The organism is Streptomyces sediminimaris (genome assembly GCF_047049295.1).
In the GTDB taxonomy this organism is placed as follows: domain Bacteria; phylum Actinomycetota; class Actinomycetes; order Streptomycetales; family Streptomycetaceae; genus Streptomyces; species Streptomyces sediminimaris.
This window is the reverse complement of record NZ_JBJWOT010000003.1, coordinates 210,969-225,527: the sequence shown is the minus strand read 5'-3', so window position 1 is coordinate 225,527 and position 14,559 is coordinate 210,969. Positions and strand designations below refer to the sequence as shown.

At 71.9% G+C, this 14,559-nt stretch carries 12 protein-coding genes; 6 read left to right on the top strand and 6 right to left on the bottom strand.

Features of this window, described 5'->3' with window-relative positions; all coding sequences use genetic code 11:
- The first annotated feature begins 9 nt into the window (after positions 1–9).
- Genes ACJ9NR_RS40400 through ACJ9NR_RS40390 form a run of 3 tightly spaced genes read left to right on the top strand, consistent with a single transcriptional unit; the run spans position 10 to position 3,256 of the window.
- On the top strand, positions 10–1,398 hold the full coding sequence (locus tag ACJ9NR_RS40400; RefSeq protein ID WP_412493808.1) for a glycosyltransferase: 1,389 nt from the start codon (positions 10–12) through the stop codon (positions 1,396–1,398).
- Positions 1,395–2,222, top strand: coding sequence for an ABC transporter permease (locus ACJ9NR_RS40395; protein ID WP_412493807.1), 828 nt, complete (start codon positions 1,395–1,397; stop codon positions 2,220–2,222). The genes ACJ9NR_RS40400 and ACJ9NR_RS40395 overlap by 4 nt, the downstream gene beginning before the upstream one ends.
- The gene (locus ACJ9NR_RS40390; RefSeq protein WP_412493806.1) at positions 2,219–3,256 is read left to right on the top strand and encodes an ATP-binding cassette domain-containing protein; all 1,038 of its coding nucleotides are present in this window, start codon (positions 2,219–2,221) and stop codon (positions 3,254–3,256) included. Before ACJ9NR_RS40395 ends, ACJ9NR_RS40390 begins: the two co-directional genes overlap by 4 nt.
- 153 nt (positions 3,257–3,409) lie before the next feature.
- Here ACJ9NR_RS40390 and ACJ9NR_RS40385 read toward each other — a convergent pair whose 3' ends face one another.
- Both ACJ9NR_RS40385 and ACJ9NR_RS40380 read right to left on the bottom strand, forming a co-directional pair.
- Positions 3,410–4,606 (bottom strand): 3-deoxy-7-phosphoheptulonate synthase, encoded by a 1,197-nt coding sequence (locus tag ACJ9NR_RS40385; RefSeq protein WP_412494702.1) that lies wholly within the window; start codon positions 4,604–4,606, stop codon positions 3,410–3,412.
- Between the two features lie 12 nt (positions 4,607–4,618).
- On the bottom strand, positions 4,619–5,662 hold the full coding sequence (locus ACJ9NR_RS40380; RefSeq protein ID WP_412494701.1) for a ketoacyl-ACP synthase III family protein: 1,044 nt from the start codon (positions 5,660–5,662) through the stop codon (positions 4,619–4,621).
- Between the two features lie 215 nt (positions 5,663–5,877).
- On the opposite strand from ACJ9NR_RS40380, the gene ACJ9NR_RS40375 reads away from it, so the two are divergent.
- Together ACJ9NR_RS40375 and ACJ9NR_RS40370 are read left to right on the top strand one after the other, a co-directional pair.
- Positions 5,878–7,701 (top strand): AMP-binding protein, encoded by a 1,824-nt coding sequence (locus tag ACJ9NR_RS40375; RefSeq protein WP_412494700.1) that lies wholly within the window; start codon positions 5,878–5,880, stop codon positions 7,699–7,701.
- 77 nt (positions 7,702–7,778) lie between these two features.
- Positions 7,779–7,988 (top strand): DUF5988 family protein, encoded by a 210-nt coding sequence (locus ACJ9NR_RS40370; protein WP_412494698.1) that lies wholly within the window; start codon positions 7,779–7,781, stop codon positions 7,986–7,988.
- Positions 7,989–8,054: 66 nt separating this feature from the next.
- Here ACJ9NR_RS40370 and ACJ9NR_RS40365 read toward each other — a convergent pair whose 3' ends face one another.
- Positions 8,055–8,849 (bottom strand): thioesterase II family protein, encoded by a 795-nt coding sequence (locus ACJ9NR_RS40365; protein WP_412494697.1) that lies wholly within the window; start codon positions 8,847–8,849, stop codon positions 8,055–8,057.
- Between the two features lie 491 nt (positions 8,850–9,340).
- Between ACJ9NR_RS40365 and ACJ9NR_RS40360 the strand changes: the two genes are divergently transcribed.
- Positions 9,341–9,967: a helix-turn-helix transcriptional regulator gene (locus tag ACJ9NR_RS40360; RefSeq protein WP_412494696.1), complete on the top strand. Its 627-nt coding sequence runs from the start codon at positions 9,341–9,343 to the stop codon at positions 9,965–9,967.
- A 173-nt stretch (positions 9,968–10,140) separates the two neighbouring features.
- Here the strand turns inward: ACJ9NR_RS40360 and ACJ9NR_RS40355 are convergent, their stop codons facing one another.
- The 3 genes from ACJ9NR_RS40355 to ACJ9NR_RS40345 all read right to left on the bottom strand — a co-directional run bounded on the left by ACJ9NR_RS40355 (position 10,141) and on the right by ACJ9NR_RS40345 (position 14,151).
- On the bottom strand, positions 10,141–11,172 hold the full coding sequence (locus ACJ9NR_RS40355) for a GDP-mannose 4,6-dehydratase (protein WP_412494695.1): 1,032 nt from the start codon (positions 11,170–11,172) through the stop codon (positions 10,141–10,143).
- Positions 11,173–11,364: 192 nt separating this feature from the next.
- Complete coding sequence (locus tag ACJ9NR_RS40350; RefSeq protein WP_412494694.1) at positions 11,365–12,423, bottom strand: DegT/DnrJ/EryC1/StrS family aminotransferase; 1,059 nt, start codon at positions 12,421–12,423, stop codon at positions 11,365–11,367.
- Between the two features lie 366 nt (positions 12,424–12,789).
- A complete protein-coding gene (locus ACJ9NR_RS40345) occupies positions 12,790–14,151 on the bottom strand; it encodes an ABC transporter ATP-binding protein (protein ID WP_412494693.1) in 1,362 nt (453 codons plus the stop codon).
- Between the last annotated feature and the right edge of the window lie 408 nt (positions 14,152–14,559).

Genomic DNA, 14,559 nt, shown 5'->3' with positions numbered 1-14,559 from the left:
AGGACCACTGTGCGAGACGCCGCCAAGCCCGTGCTGTTCGTCAGCCTGCCCGAGGCCGGGCTCGTCAACGGGATGCTCGTGCTGGCCCGGGAGACCGCCCGGCACGCCGCCGTGGACGTCTGGTTCGCCACCGACGAACCCCAGCGCGCCCGGATCGAGTCCGAGCCTGAACTCACCTTCGCCTCGCTGGGCGAGGTGGTCTCCGAGATGTCCGCCCAGAGCTGGGACGAGAAGGTCTACCGGCAGGTCACCGGAAGGTCCCGGTTCCGCTCGCATCACGCCGTGCTGAAGCACGCCTACCGGCCCCGGCTCTGGCAGCAGAAGTACCGCAGGCTCGAGGCACTGGTGGACAAGGTGAACCCGGCCGTGATGGTCATCGACTGCGAGGCACGCTTCGCGATCAGCCTCGCCGTCGCGCGCGGCATCCCCTACGTGCTGACGGTCCCGTTCCTGCCCAGCTACATGCTGGCCTCCCACCCGCCCTTCGCCCGCTCCTGCGTCCCGCGCGGCTTCCCGGTCCCGTTCACCGGCCTGCCGCTGCGCATGAGCCTGCGGCAGCGGCTGACCAACCGGCTGTTCAAGGCCTGGACCCTCGCGGTACTCCTCGACCCGCGCATCGGGCGGTCGCTGCGCGCCGATCTCGACTTCCACAAGTCGATCGGCATCCCGCCGCCGGGGCGGCTGGCCCAGGTGGACCGGGCCGAGCTCGTGCTCTGCTCGACCGTCGCCGAACTGGACTACCCCATCGCCCTGCCGGAGAACGTGCGCACCGTGGGCGCGATCCTCCCACCGGTGCCCGAGCGGCCGGGCGGTGATCTGGAGGCCTGGCTGGACGGCCGGCCCTCCACCGTCTACATCGGGCTGGGCACGATCACCCGGCTCACCCGCGCCCAGGTCGCCGCGGTGGTCGAGGTGGCCCGCCGGCTCGACGGCGCGCACCAGGTGCTCTGGAAGCTGCCCGCCGGCCTGCACGCGCTGCTGCCCGACGCGCTGCCCGGCAACCTCCGGGTGGAGAGCTGGGTGCCCTCGCAGCTCGACGTGCTCGCCCACCCGCACGTGACCGCCTTCGTCACGCACGGCGGCGGCAACGGCTTCAACGAGGGGCTGTACTTCGGCAAGCCGATGGTGGTGCGGCCGCTGTGGGCCGACAACCACGACGTGGCCGTACGAGGACAGGACCGCGGCGTGAGCCTCACCCTGGACGATCCGCACACGATCGACCCGGACGACCTCACCGACAAGCTGATGCGGGTCCTGGGCGACCCGGGCTACCGGGAGCGCTCGGCGCGGTTCGGCGCCCTGCAACGCCGGGCCGGCGGGCGGGAGACCGCCGCCGGGCTGATTCTCGCGCTGCCCCAGCTGGCGGCCCGGGACGGCGCGGAGCAGGCGGCCCCGTGAACGGGGCCCCGGCCGAGCCGCTGACGGCGCTCGCACGGACGCGCTTCTCCCTGCGGGACATGGCGACCGCGACGCGTATGTACATCCTGCGCAGCCTGCGCGAGACCGACACCCTCGCCGTCAGCATCGTGATGCCGGTGATCTTCGTCCTGGTGTTCAGCTATGTCTTCGGCGGTTCTGTCGCCGTGCCCGGCGGCGACTACGAGCCGTATCTGCTGTCCGGCATCCTGCCGCAGGGCATGCTCTTCGCCGCCGGCACCGTCGCGGTGGCCGTGGCGGCGGACATGCGCGAGGGGGTGATGGACCGCTTCCGGGTCATGCCCATCGCCCGCCCCTCGGTGCTGTTCGGCCGGACGATCGCCACCGGCATCGCCGGGCTGCCCGGTCTGGCCGTGATGACCGGGTGTGCCTTCGCCATGGGACTGCGGCCGGACCGCGGCCCCGCCCACACGCTGGCCGCGTTCGCCGTCATGCTCTCCTTCGCCTGGGCCATGGCCTGGGTCGGTGCCGTCATCGGGCTCGTGGTCAGCGGTCCCGGCGCGGCCAACAGCCTGAGCATGGCGCCGTCGCTGCTGCTCGCCTTCGTCTCGAACGTGTACGTGGACCCCGCGCACATGCCGGCCTGGCTGCGGGTGGCCGCGCTGTGGAACCCGCTCTCCACCGTGGTCGCCGCGGTCCGCCGGCTGTTCGGCGTCCCGACCGCGCCGGCACCCGCGGGCGTGCTGCCGCTGCAGCACCCGGTCGCCGCGTCGGTCGTGCTGATCGGGCTGATGTTCGCCGTGCTGGTGCCGCTGTCCGTGCGGCTCTACGGGAGGGTGCGGTGACACCGTCTGAAGGTTCGGTCCTGGGCGCAGGCGACCTGTCCGGACCGGCCATCGAGGTCGAGGGGCTGGTCAAGTCCTTCGGGCAGTACCGGGCGCTGCGTGAGGTGAACCTGCGGGTGCCGGCCGGCAGCGTGGTGTGCGTGCTCGGCCGCAACGGCGCCGGCAAGACCACCACGGTGCGCATCCTCACCACGTTGATCAGACCGGACGCCGGCCGCGCCCTGGTCGCCGGGCACGACATCGCCACCGAGCCCGAGCGGGTGCGCGCGCGGATCGGCGTGGCGTGGCAGGGCGCCAGTCTCGACCAGGTCCTCACCGGGCGGCAGAACCTGCGGCTGATGGGCCGCTTCCACCACCTCGGCGCACGCGGGGCCGACCGGCGTGCCGAGGAGCTGCTGGAGCAGTTCGGCATGACGTACGCGGCGGACAAGCCGGTCGGCACCTACTCGGGCGGCATGCGCCGCCGGCTCGACCTGGCGGTGAGCCTGCTGCCCGAGCCGCAGGTGCTCTTCCTGGACGAGCCGACGACCGGCCTCGACCCGATCAGCCGCACCGACACCTGGCAGATCGTGCGCGACGTGGCCGGGGGCGGGACCGCGGTGCTGCTCACCACGCAGGACATGGAGGAGGCCAGCGCGCTCGCGGACGTGATCGTGGTGCTGGCCGGCGGCCGGGTGCTGCTCGAGGGCACCCCGTCCGAGCTGACCGCGGCGGCCGGCCTGGCCCGGGTCCGGGTCACCCTGCCGGAGTCCAGGCCCGAGCTGGTCGGGGCGACGGGCCGGGCGCTCGGCCCGAGCGCCACCGTCGCCGGACGGGTCGTCACCGTGCCCGCCCCGAAGGCGCTGGCCGACCTCGCCGCGGTGGTCGAGCGGCTCAGGCGGCACGGCATCGAGGTGCACGATGTCGGCCTGGAGCATCCGACGCTCGCCGAGCTCTACGCCGAGCTGACCGCCGAACCGGCCGGCCGGCACCGCCGGACCGAGCCGCGGCCCGGGCCCAAGGCCATCGGCCCCGGCGCGCTGGAGCGGGTCTGAGCCCGCGGCCGCTGCTCCGCACACGTCGTGGCCGCCACCCGCTCAGGGGTGGCGGCCACGACGTGTGCAGGAACAAGGACCGCAAGGACCGCAAGGACTGCAAGGGCTGCAAGGACCACGAGGATTACGAGGACTGCACGGGCTGGCGGCGGCTCAGGGCGCGGCGGCCCAGGCCTCGATGACGGTGCGGGCCTGATCCGGGTTCAGCCGCGGGTCGCACAGGCTGGCGTACCGGTCCGAGACCCGTTCGAGCTCGCTCTCGTCGCGCACGCACTCGGTCGTGTCGTCGGGTGTGATCTCCAGGTGCAAGCCGCCGGCGACCCCGCCGGAACGGGTCACCGCGAGCCGGAAGGCGCTGACCTCCTGGCCGATCGCGGTCAGCAGCCGCGTCTTGCGGCCGTCGGCGGTGCTGATCGTGTTGCCGTGCATCGGGTCGCACAGCCAGATCGCCGGATGGCCCGCCTCGCGCACCCGGCGCACCAGCGGTGGCAGCAGGTCCCCGACCTGTTCCGCGCCCATCCGCGCGATCAGGGTGAGCCGGCCGGGCTCCCGCTGGGGGTCGAGCCGGCGACACACCGCGGCGAGCTCCTCCGGCCCGGTGCCGGGCCCCACCTTGCAGCCCACCGGGTTGGCGGCGGCGGCCAGCAGCGCGACGTGCGCGCCGTCCGGCTGGCGGGTGCGGTCCCCGATCCAGGGAAAGTGGGTGGAGGCCAGCCAGCGCGGCCCGCCCCGGGCGCCGCGCAGCATCGGCAGCTCGTAGTCGAGCAGCAGCGCCTCGTGGCTGGTCCACACGACCGGCTCGCCGTCCGCCGCCGCACGCCGCCCGACCCGCCCGGTCGCGCCGCTCCAGCCGAGCACGCCCATCATCCGGCTCGCCGCGAGATAGCCGGTCAGGATCCGCCGCGGGTCCGGGAAGCGGCTGCGCGGATCGGCGTAGGGGCCGTTGACCATGTGCCCGCGGTAGACCGGCAGTTCGACGCCGTCGACCCGCTCGACCGGCCGCGAACGCGGCTTGGCGAACTGCCCCGCGATGCGTCCGATCCGCAGGACCTGCGCGCCGCCGACCGCGGCCAGCGCCGCCGCGCACTCGTTGATCGTCGCGGCCTTGCGCAGCACCCGCTCGTCGTCGCAGTCGGCGGGATCCTCCGCGCAGTCGCCGGCCTGCATCACGAACGCCTCCCCGGCGGCGACCCGGGCCAGCCGCGCGCGCAGCGCGCACACGTCCTCGAGGCTCACCAGCGGCGGGCGGGCGGCCAGCAGCCTGCGGATGCGCAGTGCCTCGGCGGCGTCGAGCCAGACGGGCTGCTGCTGCGCGGGCGCGGCCGGCGCCTCGGTGTCGACGTATCCCACGGCCGACCGTCCTCAGGCCCAGGACGGCACGTCGAGGATCTTGACGACCGCCGCCTTGTAGGTCACCCCGGGAGACATCCCGGCGAGCAGCACGTGGTCGCCGGGCTGGAGCTGTCCGGTCCTCAGCAGGTGGTGCAGCGAGATCAGGTGGTCGCCGGCGCCGATGTGGCCGATGCCGGCGCCGTAGTCCCAGGCCGACATCTCCATCGGGAAGCCCAGGTCGTTGAGGTACGTCGCGGCGTCGCCCTTGCCGACGTTGTGGATCAGCACCCGTTTGATGTCGTCCGCGGTGACCTCGGCCTCGGCCAGCGCCCGGTTGAGGCAGTCGGTGTTGCGCCGGGCGTGCTCGACCAGCAGCTCCGGCCCGATGTTCTCGGCGAGCAGCTTGCGGCCGTACGCCGCGTACCTGGTCTTGTAGTCGAGCACCCGGCCCTCGGTGATGCCCGGCGGGAACAGCGGCTCGCCGGCCCGGTCCGCCTCCTCCAGTTCGGAGTAGCTCGCCGTGCAGACCGACAGCAGGCGGGCGAAGCCCTGGTCCTTGGTCAGCACCACGGCGGCGGCGCCGTCGCCCATCACGCTGTTCTGCGCGCCCGAGTCCCAGCGGCGGAACAGCCGGGTGCCGAAGTTGTCGCTCGCGGTGACCAGGGCGGCCCGGTTCTCCGGGGCCGAGCGCAGGATGCCGACGGCCAGCTCGATCCCGCTGAAGGTGCCGTTGCAGCCATGCCTGATCTCCACCGCGAGCAGCTCGTCGCCGACCAGGTGGCGCTGCAGGTAGTACTGCGGCCCCCAGCCGTCGGGCCCCTGGTGCCAGACGCCGGCGTAGAGCAGCGCGGCCAGGTCCTGCGGGCTGACACCGCCGTTCTTCAGTGCGTCCCGGGCCGCGTTCAGGGCCATCTCGGGCGGTGGGGTCTCGCCGGCGACCAGCGCGCCCGTGTAGCCGCGCGCCTCGACCTCGTCGGCCGGGAACAGTCCCCGGGTCACCGCCGAGTCGATGCTCTCGACCTTGTCGGGCAGGTGGACCCCGATCCCGCTCAGGAAGACGTCTCGCACGCGCATGGCTGGCTCCTCGGGTAGCCGGGCTGTCCGTGCCACGCTAGGCGCCGGCCGATCGGCAATCCCCTAGTCCTTGGGCTCCCCTGGTCCTTGAGCTACGGACTTCCATGCCGGGCTCGCTCTAACGTCCTCACGGTGGCGCGCGCGGACGCGGCGCCCGGATGCCTAGGGTTGGAGGGACTGTGGCGGTTCGCGCGCAAGACTGTCTGCTGGAGGTCGTGGGGGACGCGGAGGGGGACGGCGGCCTGACGCTGCCGCAGGTGTTCGCGCGGGCGGTGCGGCGGGAACCGCAGGCGGTCGCGCTGACCGACGAGCACGGCTCCGCACGCACGTGGGAGCAGCTGGCCGCGGAGGTGCAGTCGGTGGCCTGCGGCCTGCAGGAGCTCGGCGTGCGCGCGGGCGACGCGGTGGCGGTGCAGCTGCCGAACGGCGTGGACCTGGCGACCGCGGTCCTGGCGATCGCCGCCGTGGGCGGAGTGCTGCTGCCGGTGCACGTCGGCTACGGCGAGGCGGACGCCGCGGCGCTGCTCGCGCGCGTGGAGCCGGCTGCTCTCGTGTGCGCCTCCGGCTCGACGGCGTGGTCCCTGGTGGGCTCGGGCGGTGCGCCGGAGTCCCTGCGCGCGGTGCTGATCGGCGGCGGCGAGGCGGACGGCGCCGGCGGGGCGGGGGAGCCGGCCGCGGTCGTGGGCGTCGGCGAACTGCGCACGCGCTACGCCGGCCGCACGGCGGAGCCGGTGGAGGTCGAAGCCGGCTGGCCGATGCTGGTGCTGCCGTCTTCGGGCACGACGTCGGCCCGGCCGAAGCTGTGTCTGCACACGCACGGCGGGCTGCTGGCGAACACCCGGACACTGGCGGTCGAAGGGACGGACGGCCCGGCGCTGATCGCGTCGGCGATGACCCATATGTTCGGGCTGCAGGCCTTCTACGCCGCTCTGCTGGCGGGCTGTCCGGTGGCGTTGTCGGGAAGCTGGGACGTGGAGCGGTTCGCGGCGGTGGCCGAGCGCACCCGGCCCGGCATCGTCTTCGCGGTGCCGACGCAGCTGTACGACCTCGTGGCCCGAGGCGGCCTGGCACTGGGGCAGGTGCGCACGGCGGGCGCGGTGCTGACGGAGTCGCTGGCCGAGCGGGTGCGCACGGAGCTGAAGGCATCGGTGAGCGTGGTCTGGGGCATGTCGGAGATCGGCTACGGCACGTGCACCGGCACGGAGGACTCGCGGGCGGAGGGCTCGGTGGGCCGTGCGGTGCCGGGTTCGGCGGTGCGCGTCGTGGACGACTCCGGCGCCGAGGTCGCCGCGGGGACCGTGGGGCAGTTGCAGTACCGCGGCGTGGGCCTGTTCCGCGGCTACTACCGGGAGCCGCAGTCGACGGCCGCGGCCGTCACGCCGGACGGCTGGTTGCGCACCGGCGACATGGCGGCGGTCCTGGAGGACGGGACCGTGCTCTTCCACGGCCGCTCGCAGGAGCTCATCAATGTGGGCGGTCAGAAGTTCAACGCCGCGGAGGTGGAGGGGCTGCTGGAGCGGGTCGCGCAGTGGGGACCGCTGGCGGTGGTGGCCAAGGCGGACGCGCGGCTGGGGGAGTATCCCTGCCTGGTGGTGACCGGCGAGGTCGATCTCGCCGAAGTGGCCGAACTGCTGCGCCTGCACGGGCTCGCGCAGTACAAGATCCCGCTCGAGGTGGTGCGGGTGGCGGCACTGCCGCGCACCCCGGCGGGCAAGCTCGACCGGCGCGCCCTGCAGGCCGAGGCGGCGCGAGCCGGCGAGTCCGCCGCCGCGCCGACCCGGAAGCTCCGCTACGACGAGGCGCTCGCGCTGGTGCGCGAGCACACCGCCGCACTGGTCGGCCGGGAGCCCGAGGGCATCGCCGCCGAGGTGGGCTTCCGCAGCCAGGGCGTCAACTCGCTGCTGGCCGTGCGGCTGGGCAACGAGCTGAGCGAGGCCACCGGCCTGCCGTTGCCAGCCGCCCTCGTCTTCGATTTCCCCACCCCGGCGGCCGTCGCCCGGCTGCTGGCCGAGCAGCCCGAGTCCGCGTCCCGTGTTTAGGGGTTTCACCAGCGTCGCGCGGCAATTCTCTCAACCACAGGAAGCATGGCCTTTCAAGTCACGAGGAGTTGGTTGCCGTGCACGCAAAGAGGGTCGTTCTCTCCGGTGGCCCGAAAGACCTTCCGGACATTTTCGAGCTGCGTGAGATCACCGATCTCAACGAGAAGGTGAAGGTTTTGTGGGGGGCTGGATACGAACACTTCCTGCCGACCGCGGAAGTGCGTGACATCGGGGGTGAAATGCTTCCGGTATTCGAATGGTGCGCATCGACCCGGATCGCGGAATAGCGCGCCCGGCCGTCGATCCCCGAAGGCCGGGCGGCGCCACGACCGCGGATCGTCCGCGGGCCCGGCTCAAGGGCGGTCGACGGCCCACCGGTCGAGTTCCGCACGGATCTCGCCCTCGACCTCGGCGTGCCGCTCGACCAGGTAGAAGTGGCCGCCGGGCAGAACCTTCAGGCGGAAGGGGGCGGTCGTGTGCCGCTGCCACGCCTTGGCGCTCGCCACGTCCAGCTTCGGATCGCGGTCGCCGATGAGCGCGGTGACCGGGCAGCCGACGCGGCGGTCCGGGTCGCCCGCGTAGGACTCGATCGCCCGGTAGTCGGCGCGCATCGCCGGCATCGCCATCCGCAGCACCTCCTCGTCCGCCAGCAGGGCCGCCTCGGTGCCGCCGAGCGCCCCGATCTCGGCCACCACGCCCGCGTCGTCACGCCGGTGCACTCCCTCGTCGAACGGCAGCGACGGTGCCCGCCAGCCGGAGACCACCACAGCGCCCGGTCCGTGCCCGGTCTGTTCGAGCCGCCACGCGGTCTCGAACGCCACCACGGTGCCCATGCTGTGCCCGAAGAACACCGTCGGTACGGCCGGCAGCCCGCGCAGCTGCTCGGCGACCAGATCGGCCAGCGTGTCGATGCTGTCGACGCAGGGCTCGCGCAGCCGGTCCTGGCGGCCGGGGTACTGCACGGCGAGCACGTCCACCTCCGGCGCGAAACGCTGCGCCAGCGGCCGGTAGAACGTCGCGGCGCCGCCCGCGTGCGGGAAGCAGATCAGCCGGCGCGGCGCCCCGGCGGCATCCCGGCGGTAGCGGCGCAGCCAGGCGTTGCCGGCCTCGAGCGCGCCGCGGTCGCCGGTGCTGGTGCTGGTGGCCATATCGGTCCTCTCCATGGGCGCGTCCGCCGGGCCGATCCCCGCGGATCGCGGACGTCTACGACTCCAGTCAAGCGCCGAGAATATGGGGGAATTATTAGTTCTACGCCCAGAGACCTCACACAAAACCACATCCAGGGGGCCTGCTTTTCTCCGACCGGGTCTGTGAACTGCCGCGACGCTCCGTGTGCCGTGCGGGAGAACCACATGAACGGTCTCAAAGGGCGTACAAAGTCACTCCCAGAGGCTTGCCATGGGACAGTCACGCCTCATATGCTCGATCAAGCTCATCACCGCATCGTACGGAAACGTTTTCCTGTCAGCCTATGAGTTGTCTGCGCAGCGTTTCCACCGTGCCAGGACCAGCGGGCACGAATTGTTAATCGCAGCGACGCGAACAATTGTGTATGGAGTGGTCAGGAAAGATGACGATCAGCATAGATGGCCCTCGCCCGATTGATATGGTCCCGGTCGACGCATCACGGTTCGCCGACTTGGACATCGCGCTCTTCCGCTCGTTCTACGAGCGTTCCGGGCTGCGCGTCGCCCGCCTGGACCGGCAGCTGCGGATCGCCGCGGCCAACGGCGAGTTCCAGCGGGAGTTCGGCGGCGGCCGGCGGGATCTGCGCGGTGTCGGCCTGACGGAGATCCTGCACCCGGACTATCGCGAGCCGGTGGAACGGCAGTTGGCCGTTCTCCTCCACCAGCCCCGCGGCCGCTACGTCGAGCGGGTGGCGCTGCGCACCCAGGGCCAGGTCCTCACCGGCCGGCTGACCGTGTTCGTCGTGCCCTACCTGCCCGACGGCACCGACCTCTTCGACGGGGTGCACGTCCTGGTCGAACTCGAGAACCGCGGCCCAGGGGACGCGGTCGGCCACCGCCGCCAGCAGCTGTCCGAGGTCGACGCGCGCATCCTCGAGGGCATCTGCGCCGGTGTGTCCACGATGCAGCTGGCCGCCGCGCTCTTCCTCAGCCGCGGCGGCGTCGAGTACCACGTCAAGTCCCTGATGCAGCGGTTCAAGGTGAAGAACCGCTCGGCGCTCATCTCCAAGGCCTACTCCGCCGGCATTCTGCGCATCGGCCAGTGGCCGCCGCGCGTGCCGCAGAACCTCGTGAAGTAGCCGCCCGCCGGCAATGCCCTCGCCCCGCCCGGAGTTCCACCTCGCCGGGACGGGGCGTTCGTGTGCCGCCGGCGAGATGCCGCGGTCCGTGGCGCGCCGCACGTCGTACGTCCATGAGCGCCTCAGGTGTCTCCTGCGGCGCTCATGGACGTACGACGTGCCGGGGTGGCGGCCTACCAGGCCGCCGCGAGCTGCAGGTGTCCGTACTGCTGCTCCTTGGTGGTGTGCGAGAGATCGGAGTCGACCATCATCTGGATGAGCTCCTCGAAGGAGACCGTCGGGCGCCAGCCGAGCTCGGCCTGAGCCTTGGCGGGGTTCGCGCACAGCGTGTCCACCTCGGCCGGGCGCACCAGGCCGGGATCGATGACGACGTAGTCGCGCCAGTCCAGGCCGACCGCCTCGAAGGCGATGCGCGCGACGTCCTCGACGGTGTGCGTGCGGCCGGTGCCGATGACGTAGTCCCTGGGTTCGGGTTGCTGCAGCATCATGTGCATGGCCTGCACGTAGTCGCCGGCGTAGCCCCAGTCCCGCTGCGCCGCCATGTTGCCCAGCAGCAGCTTCTCCTGCTGTCCGAGCTTGATGTTCACCGCGCCGCAGGTGATCTTCCGGGTGACGAACTCCAGACCCCGGCGCGGTGACTCGTGGTTGAACAGCATGCCGGAGACGGCGTACAGGCCGTAGGACTCGCGGTAGTTGCGGGTGATGAAGTGCCCGAAGGACTTCGCCACGCCGTACGGGCTGCGCGGGTGGAAGGGGGTGGCCTCGTGCTGCGGGGACTCGGCGACCTCGCCGAACATCTCCGAGGACGAGGCCTGGTAGAAGCGGATCTGGCCTCCGGTGGCCGTCCGGGAGGTGCTCAGACCCGAGACGATGCGGATCGCCTCGAGGATGCGCAGCACGCCGGTGCCGTTGATCTCACTGACCAGCTCCGCCTGCGACCAGGAGAGCGGTACGAATGAGATGGCGGCGAGGTTGTAGACCTCGTCCGGCTGGACGGCGTCGAGCGCGGCGACGAGGCTGCCCTGGTCCATCATGTCGCCGCCGACGAAGGACAGGTCCTTCATGAGCTGGCTCAGCCGGCCCTTGCGCGGGTTCGCCTGCCCGCGGACCAGGCCGTAGACCTCGTATCCCAGATCCAGTAGGTGCTCGGCCAGATACGAACCGTCCTGACCGGTGATGCCGGTGATCAGCGCTCGTTTCGACACGCGGCTTCTCCTTACGATCGCCGTGACCCCTCTGTCGGCGGTCAAGGTGGCGGGTGCGCGAGCAGCCTAGGAGCGGAGAACTGGGCGTTTCCCCAATGCTGCGGCCGGGTTCGGCGATCCCGTTCGGTGCGTCCCGCCCGGGCGGGCGAGGGGCGGGGGAGCTCCCCACTGCCGCGGCCCGGCCCAGCGCCGTCACCCGGCGTGGTAGAACCGCCGGACCCGCTCGATGATGTACTCCTGGTCCGTCTCGCTCAGGTCGGTGTAGGTGGGCAGGCACAGGCCGTCTGCGGCGAACCGGTCGGCGTTCAGCTCCGACCGGTCCGGCTGCGCGTACAGCGGCTGTCTGCTCATGGGCTTGAAGAACACCCGGGTCTCGATACCCTCACCGCGCAGGAACGCGTACAGCTCGTCTCGGCGCTCGGCCCGCACGTCGTACATCCACAGCACTTCGCGCGGCGGCATGAGCGTCAGCTCCGTGATGTCGCGCAGGCCGGCGTCGTAGCGCTTCTCGATCGCCGCGCGCATCGCGAGGATCTCGTCGATCCTCTCCAGTTGGGCCAGCGCGAACCCTGCCTGCAGGCTGGTCATCCTGAAGTTGTACGCCAGGGTGTCGTGCAGGAAGCTGTGGTCGGCGCCGATGGCCATCCCGCGCAGATGGACCATCCGCCCGGCCAGGCCCGCGTCGTCGGTGACGCAGATTCCGCCCTCCCCGGCAGTGATGATCTTGTTCGCGTACAGGGAGAAGCAGGCGATGTCACCCACCGGTGCGATGCCGTGCGCCTCGGCGGAGTCCTCCACGACCCGCAGGCCGTACTCACGGGCCAGGCGCATGATCGCGGCCATGTCGCACCGTCGGCCGTGTACGTGCACGGGCACGACGGCTCTGGTGCGCGGCGTGATCCTCGACTCGATCAGATCGACGTCGATGGTGAGGTCGTCCGCGCAGTCCACGAAGACCGGCGTGGCTCCCACGTAGGTCACCGCCCAGGCGGTGGCGATCATGGTGAATTCGGGCACGATGACCTCGTCGCCGGGTCCGATGCCGAGGGCCCGCAGGGCGAGCGTGAGCGCGGCGGTGCCCGAGGAGCAGGCGACGCCGTGCGCCGTTGCGGTGAAGCCGGCGAACTCCCGCTCGAACCGCTTCATGAGCGGCCCCTGAGCCGAGATCATCCCGGTCGCGATGGCCTCGGCGACATAGCCCGCCTCGTTCCCGGTCAGGTACGGGCGGGAAGCCTGGTACATGAAAGTCATGATTCCTCGCGCGGATCGGCAGGCTGATGGGACGCTCGCTGCCGGTCGCGACGGAGCGAGTGCACGCCGGCGCAGTCATGCAATCCCGCCCGCGACCTGGAAATCCCCACGATCGGCACGGTGCGCGCCGACCTCGTGGACCTGTGGTCGCCCCGCCCGGTGCGGCCGTCGTGCCCTGAGATGCCGTCGCCGTCTGCCTGTTGCCGCGTTCGTGTCTCGGAGTGCCGTCGCCGTCCTGCCTGTTGCCGCGCTCGTGTCGTACCCGTTCCGAGCCCCGGCACGGCCGGTGCACGTACCCGCCGGCGGCGCGGCGGCCGGACGTGCTCCGGCCGCCGGCACAGGCCGGGTACGAAGGACTGACCGGGCTCAGTCCTCCAGTTGGGGCAGCCGTGCCGGGGCCGGGCAGATGCGCTCACCGTGCTGGTCGAAGACGAACAGGTGGGCGAGGTCGACGAGAAGGCGGACCTGCATGCCGTGGCGGAGCCCGAGGTCGGGCGCGGTGCGCACGATGAGGTCACCGGGCAGGGCCGCACGCTGCAGGACCTGACCCTCGGGCGGCGCCGGGTCGGCCTCGTCGTCGGCCGGGTGCTCCAGCGTGGCCACAGGACCCGCACGCAGGGCGCCCGCGCGGCTGAGCAGCCGGTCCAGCACGGTAGCGAGGTCGTGGCGCCTGCGGCGCCGGACCGGCCGGTCCGGCCGCGGGCCCTCCAGATCGGGTACGACGGCGGGGTGGGAGCCGGTGTTGAAATGGACGAGCATCTCGTGCCCCTGGAACTCGAGATGCTCCACGAGGCCGGTGATGCGTACTTCGCCGGGCAGGGCGGCGGAGGCGCGGCCGGCGATCCGCACCGCCTCCGAACGCAGCCCCACGATCACCTCGCGCCCCTGCTGGACCCGGAGCAACTGGTGGTCCAGGGAGAGGGGTTCGGGCAGGCGGAGGTACTGCTTGCCGAGGCTGATGGCCATCGCGCCGCCGAGCGGGGCATGCACGACACCGCGCAGGAGGTTGATGCGGGGACGCCCGATGAAGGCGGCGACGAAGACGTTGCGGGGCAGCGCGTACACCGAGCGCGGGGTGCCGACCTGCTGGAGGACGCCTGCGCGCATGACGGCCACCCGGTCACCCAGCGACATCGCCTCGGCCTGGTCGTGGGTGACGTAGACCGTGGTGACGCCCAACTCCCTGGTGAGGCCGGATATTTCGGCGCGCAGATGGTTGCGGAGCTTGGCGTCGAGGTTGGACAGCGGCTCGTCCATCAGGAACACGGCGGGGCGGCGGGCGATGGCCCGGCCCATGGCCACGCGCTGACGTTCCCCGCCCGAGAGCTGGGCGGGGAAGCGGTCGAGGAGATCCTCGATCCCCAGCATGCGGGCGGTGGCCTCCACCCTCGGTCCGGGGTCGGTGTCGGGCGACTCGATGCGCAGCGGGAAGCCGATGTTGTCCCGGCTGGTCATGTTCTTGTACAGGGCGAAGTTCTGGAAGACCATCGCCAACTGCCGTTCGCCGGGCCGGAGATCGTTGGCGTACTCGCCGTCCAGCAGCAGTTCGCCCTCGTCGATCTCCTCCAGGCCGGCGATCATTCTGAGCACGGTGGACTTGCCGGACCCGGAGGGCCCGAGGAGGACGAGGAATTCGCCGGGCTCGATGTCCAGGGAGAGCCGGTCGACCACGCGGACGCCGTGCGTGTACGACTTGCTGACGTCGTGCAGAGAGATGGCGCGTGTCATGGCGGTTACCCCCAGGCTCAGTTGGGCGCCGGAGCAGCTCCGGCAGGTGTGCCGACGCGTGCCGCCGGGCTGTTCCTGGTGTGCTCTGCTGTCGAACGCCTCGTGCGGGTCGTACGGGGCGTGTGCGGGACTTCCGCCGGGCGGTCGACTCGCCCGCGGGCCGGCTGCGCCCTCCACTCGCCGCTCCGGGGTCTGGACGGGCGGAGTATTGCGCATCGGAGGAATGGATTCCCCTAACAAAATCCTCGTCCGGCATGTACGGCGGCGCAGGCGGAAGCCTGCCTCCGTGCACGGAGCGCGCCATGACCACGACGTGATGCGGGCCCCTGGTCGTGGAGTCGCCGGCACGTGCCGCGTGGCCGCGCGGCACGGGGGTGTGTCAACTCGGTTCCGCCCGTCCCAAGTGCC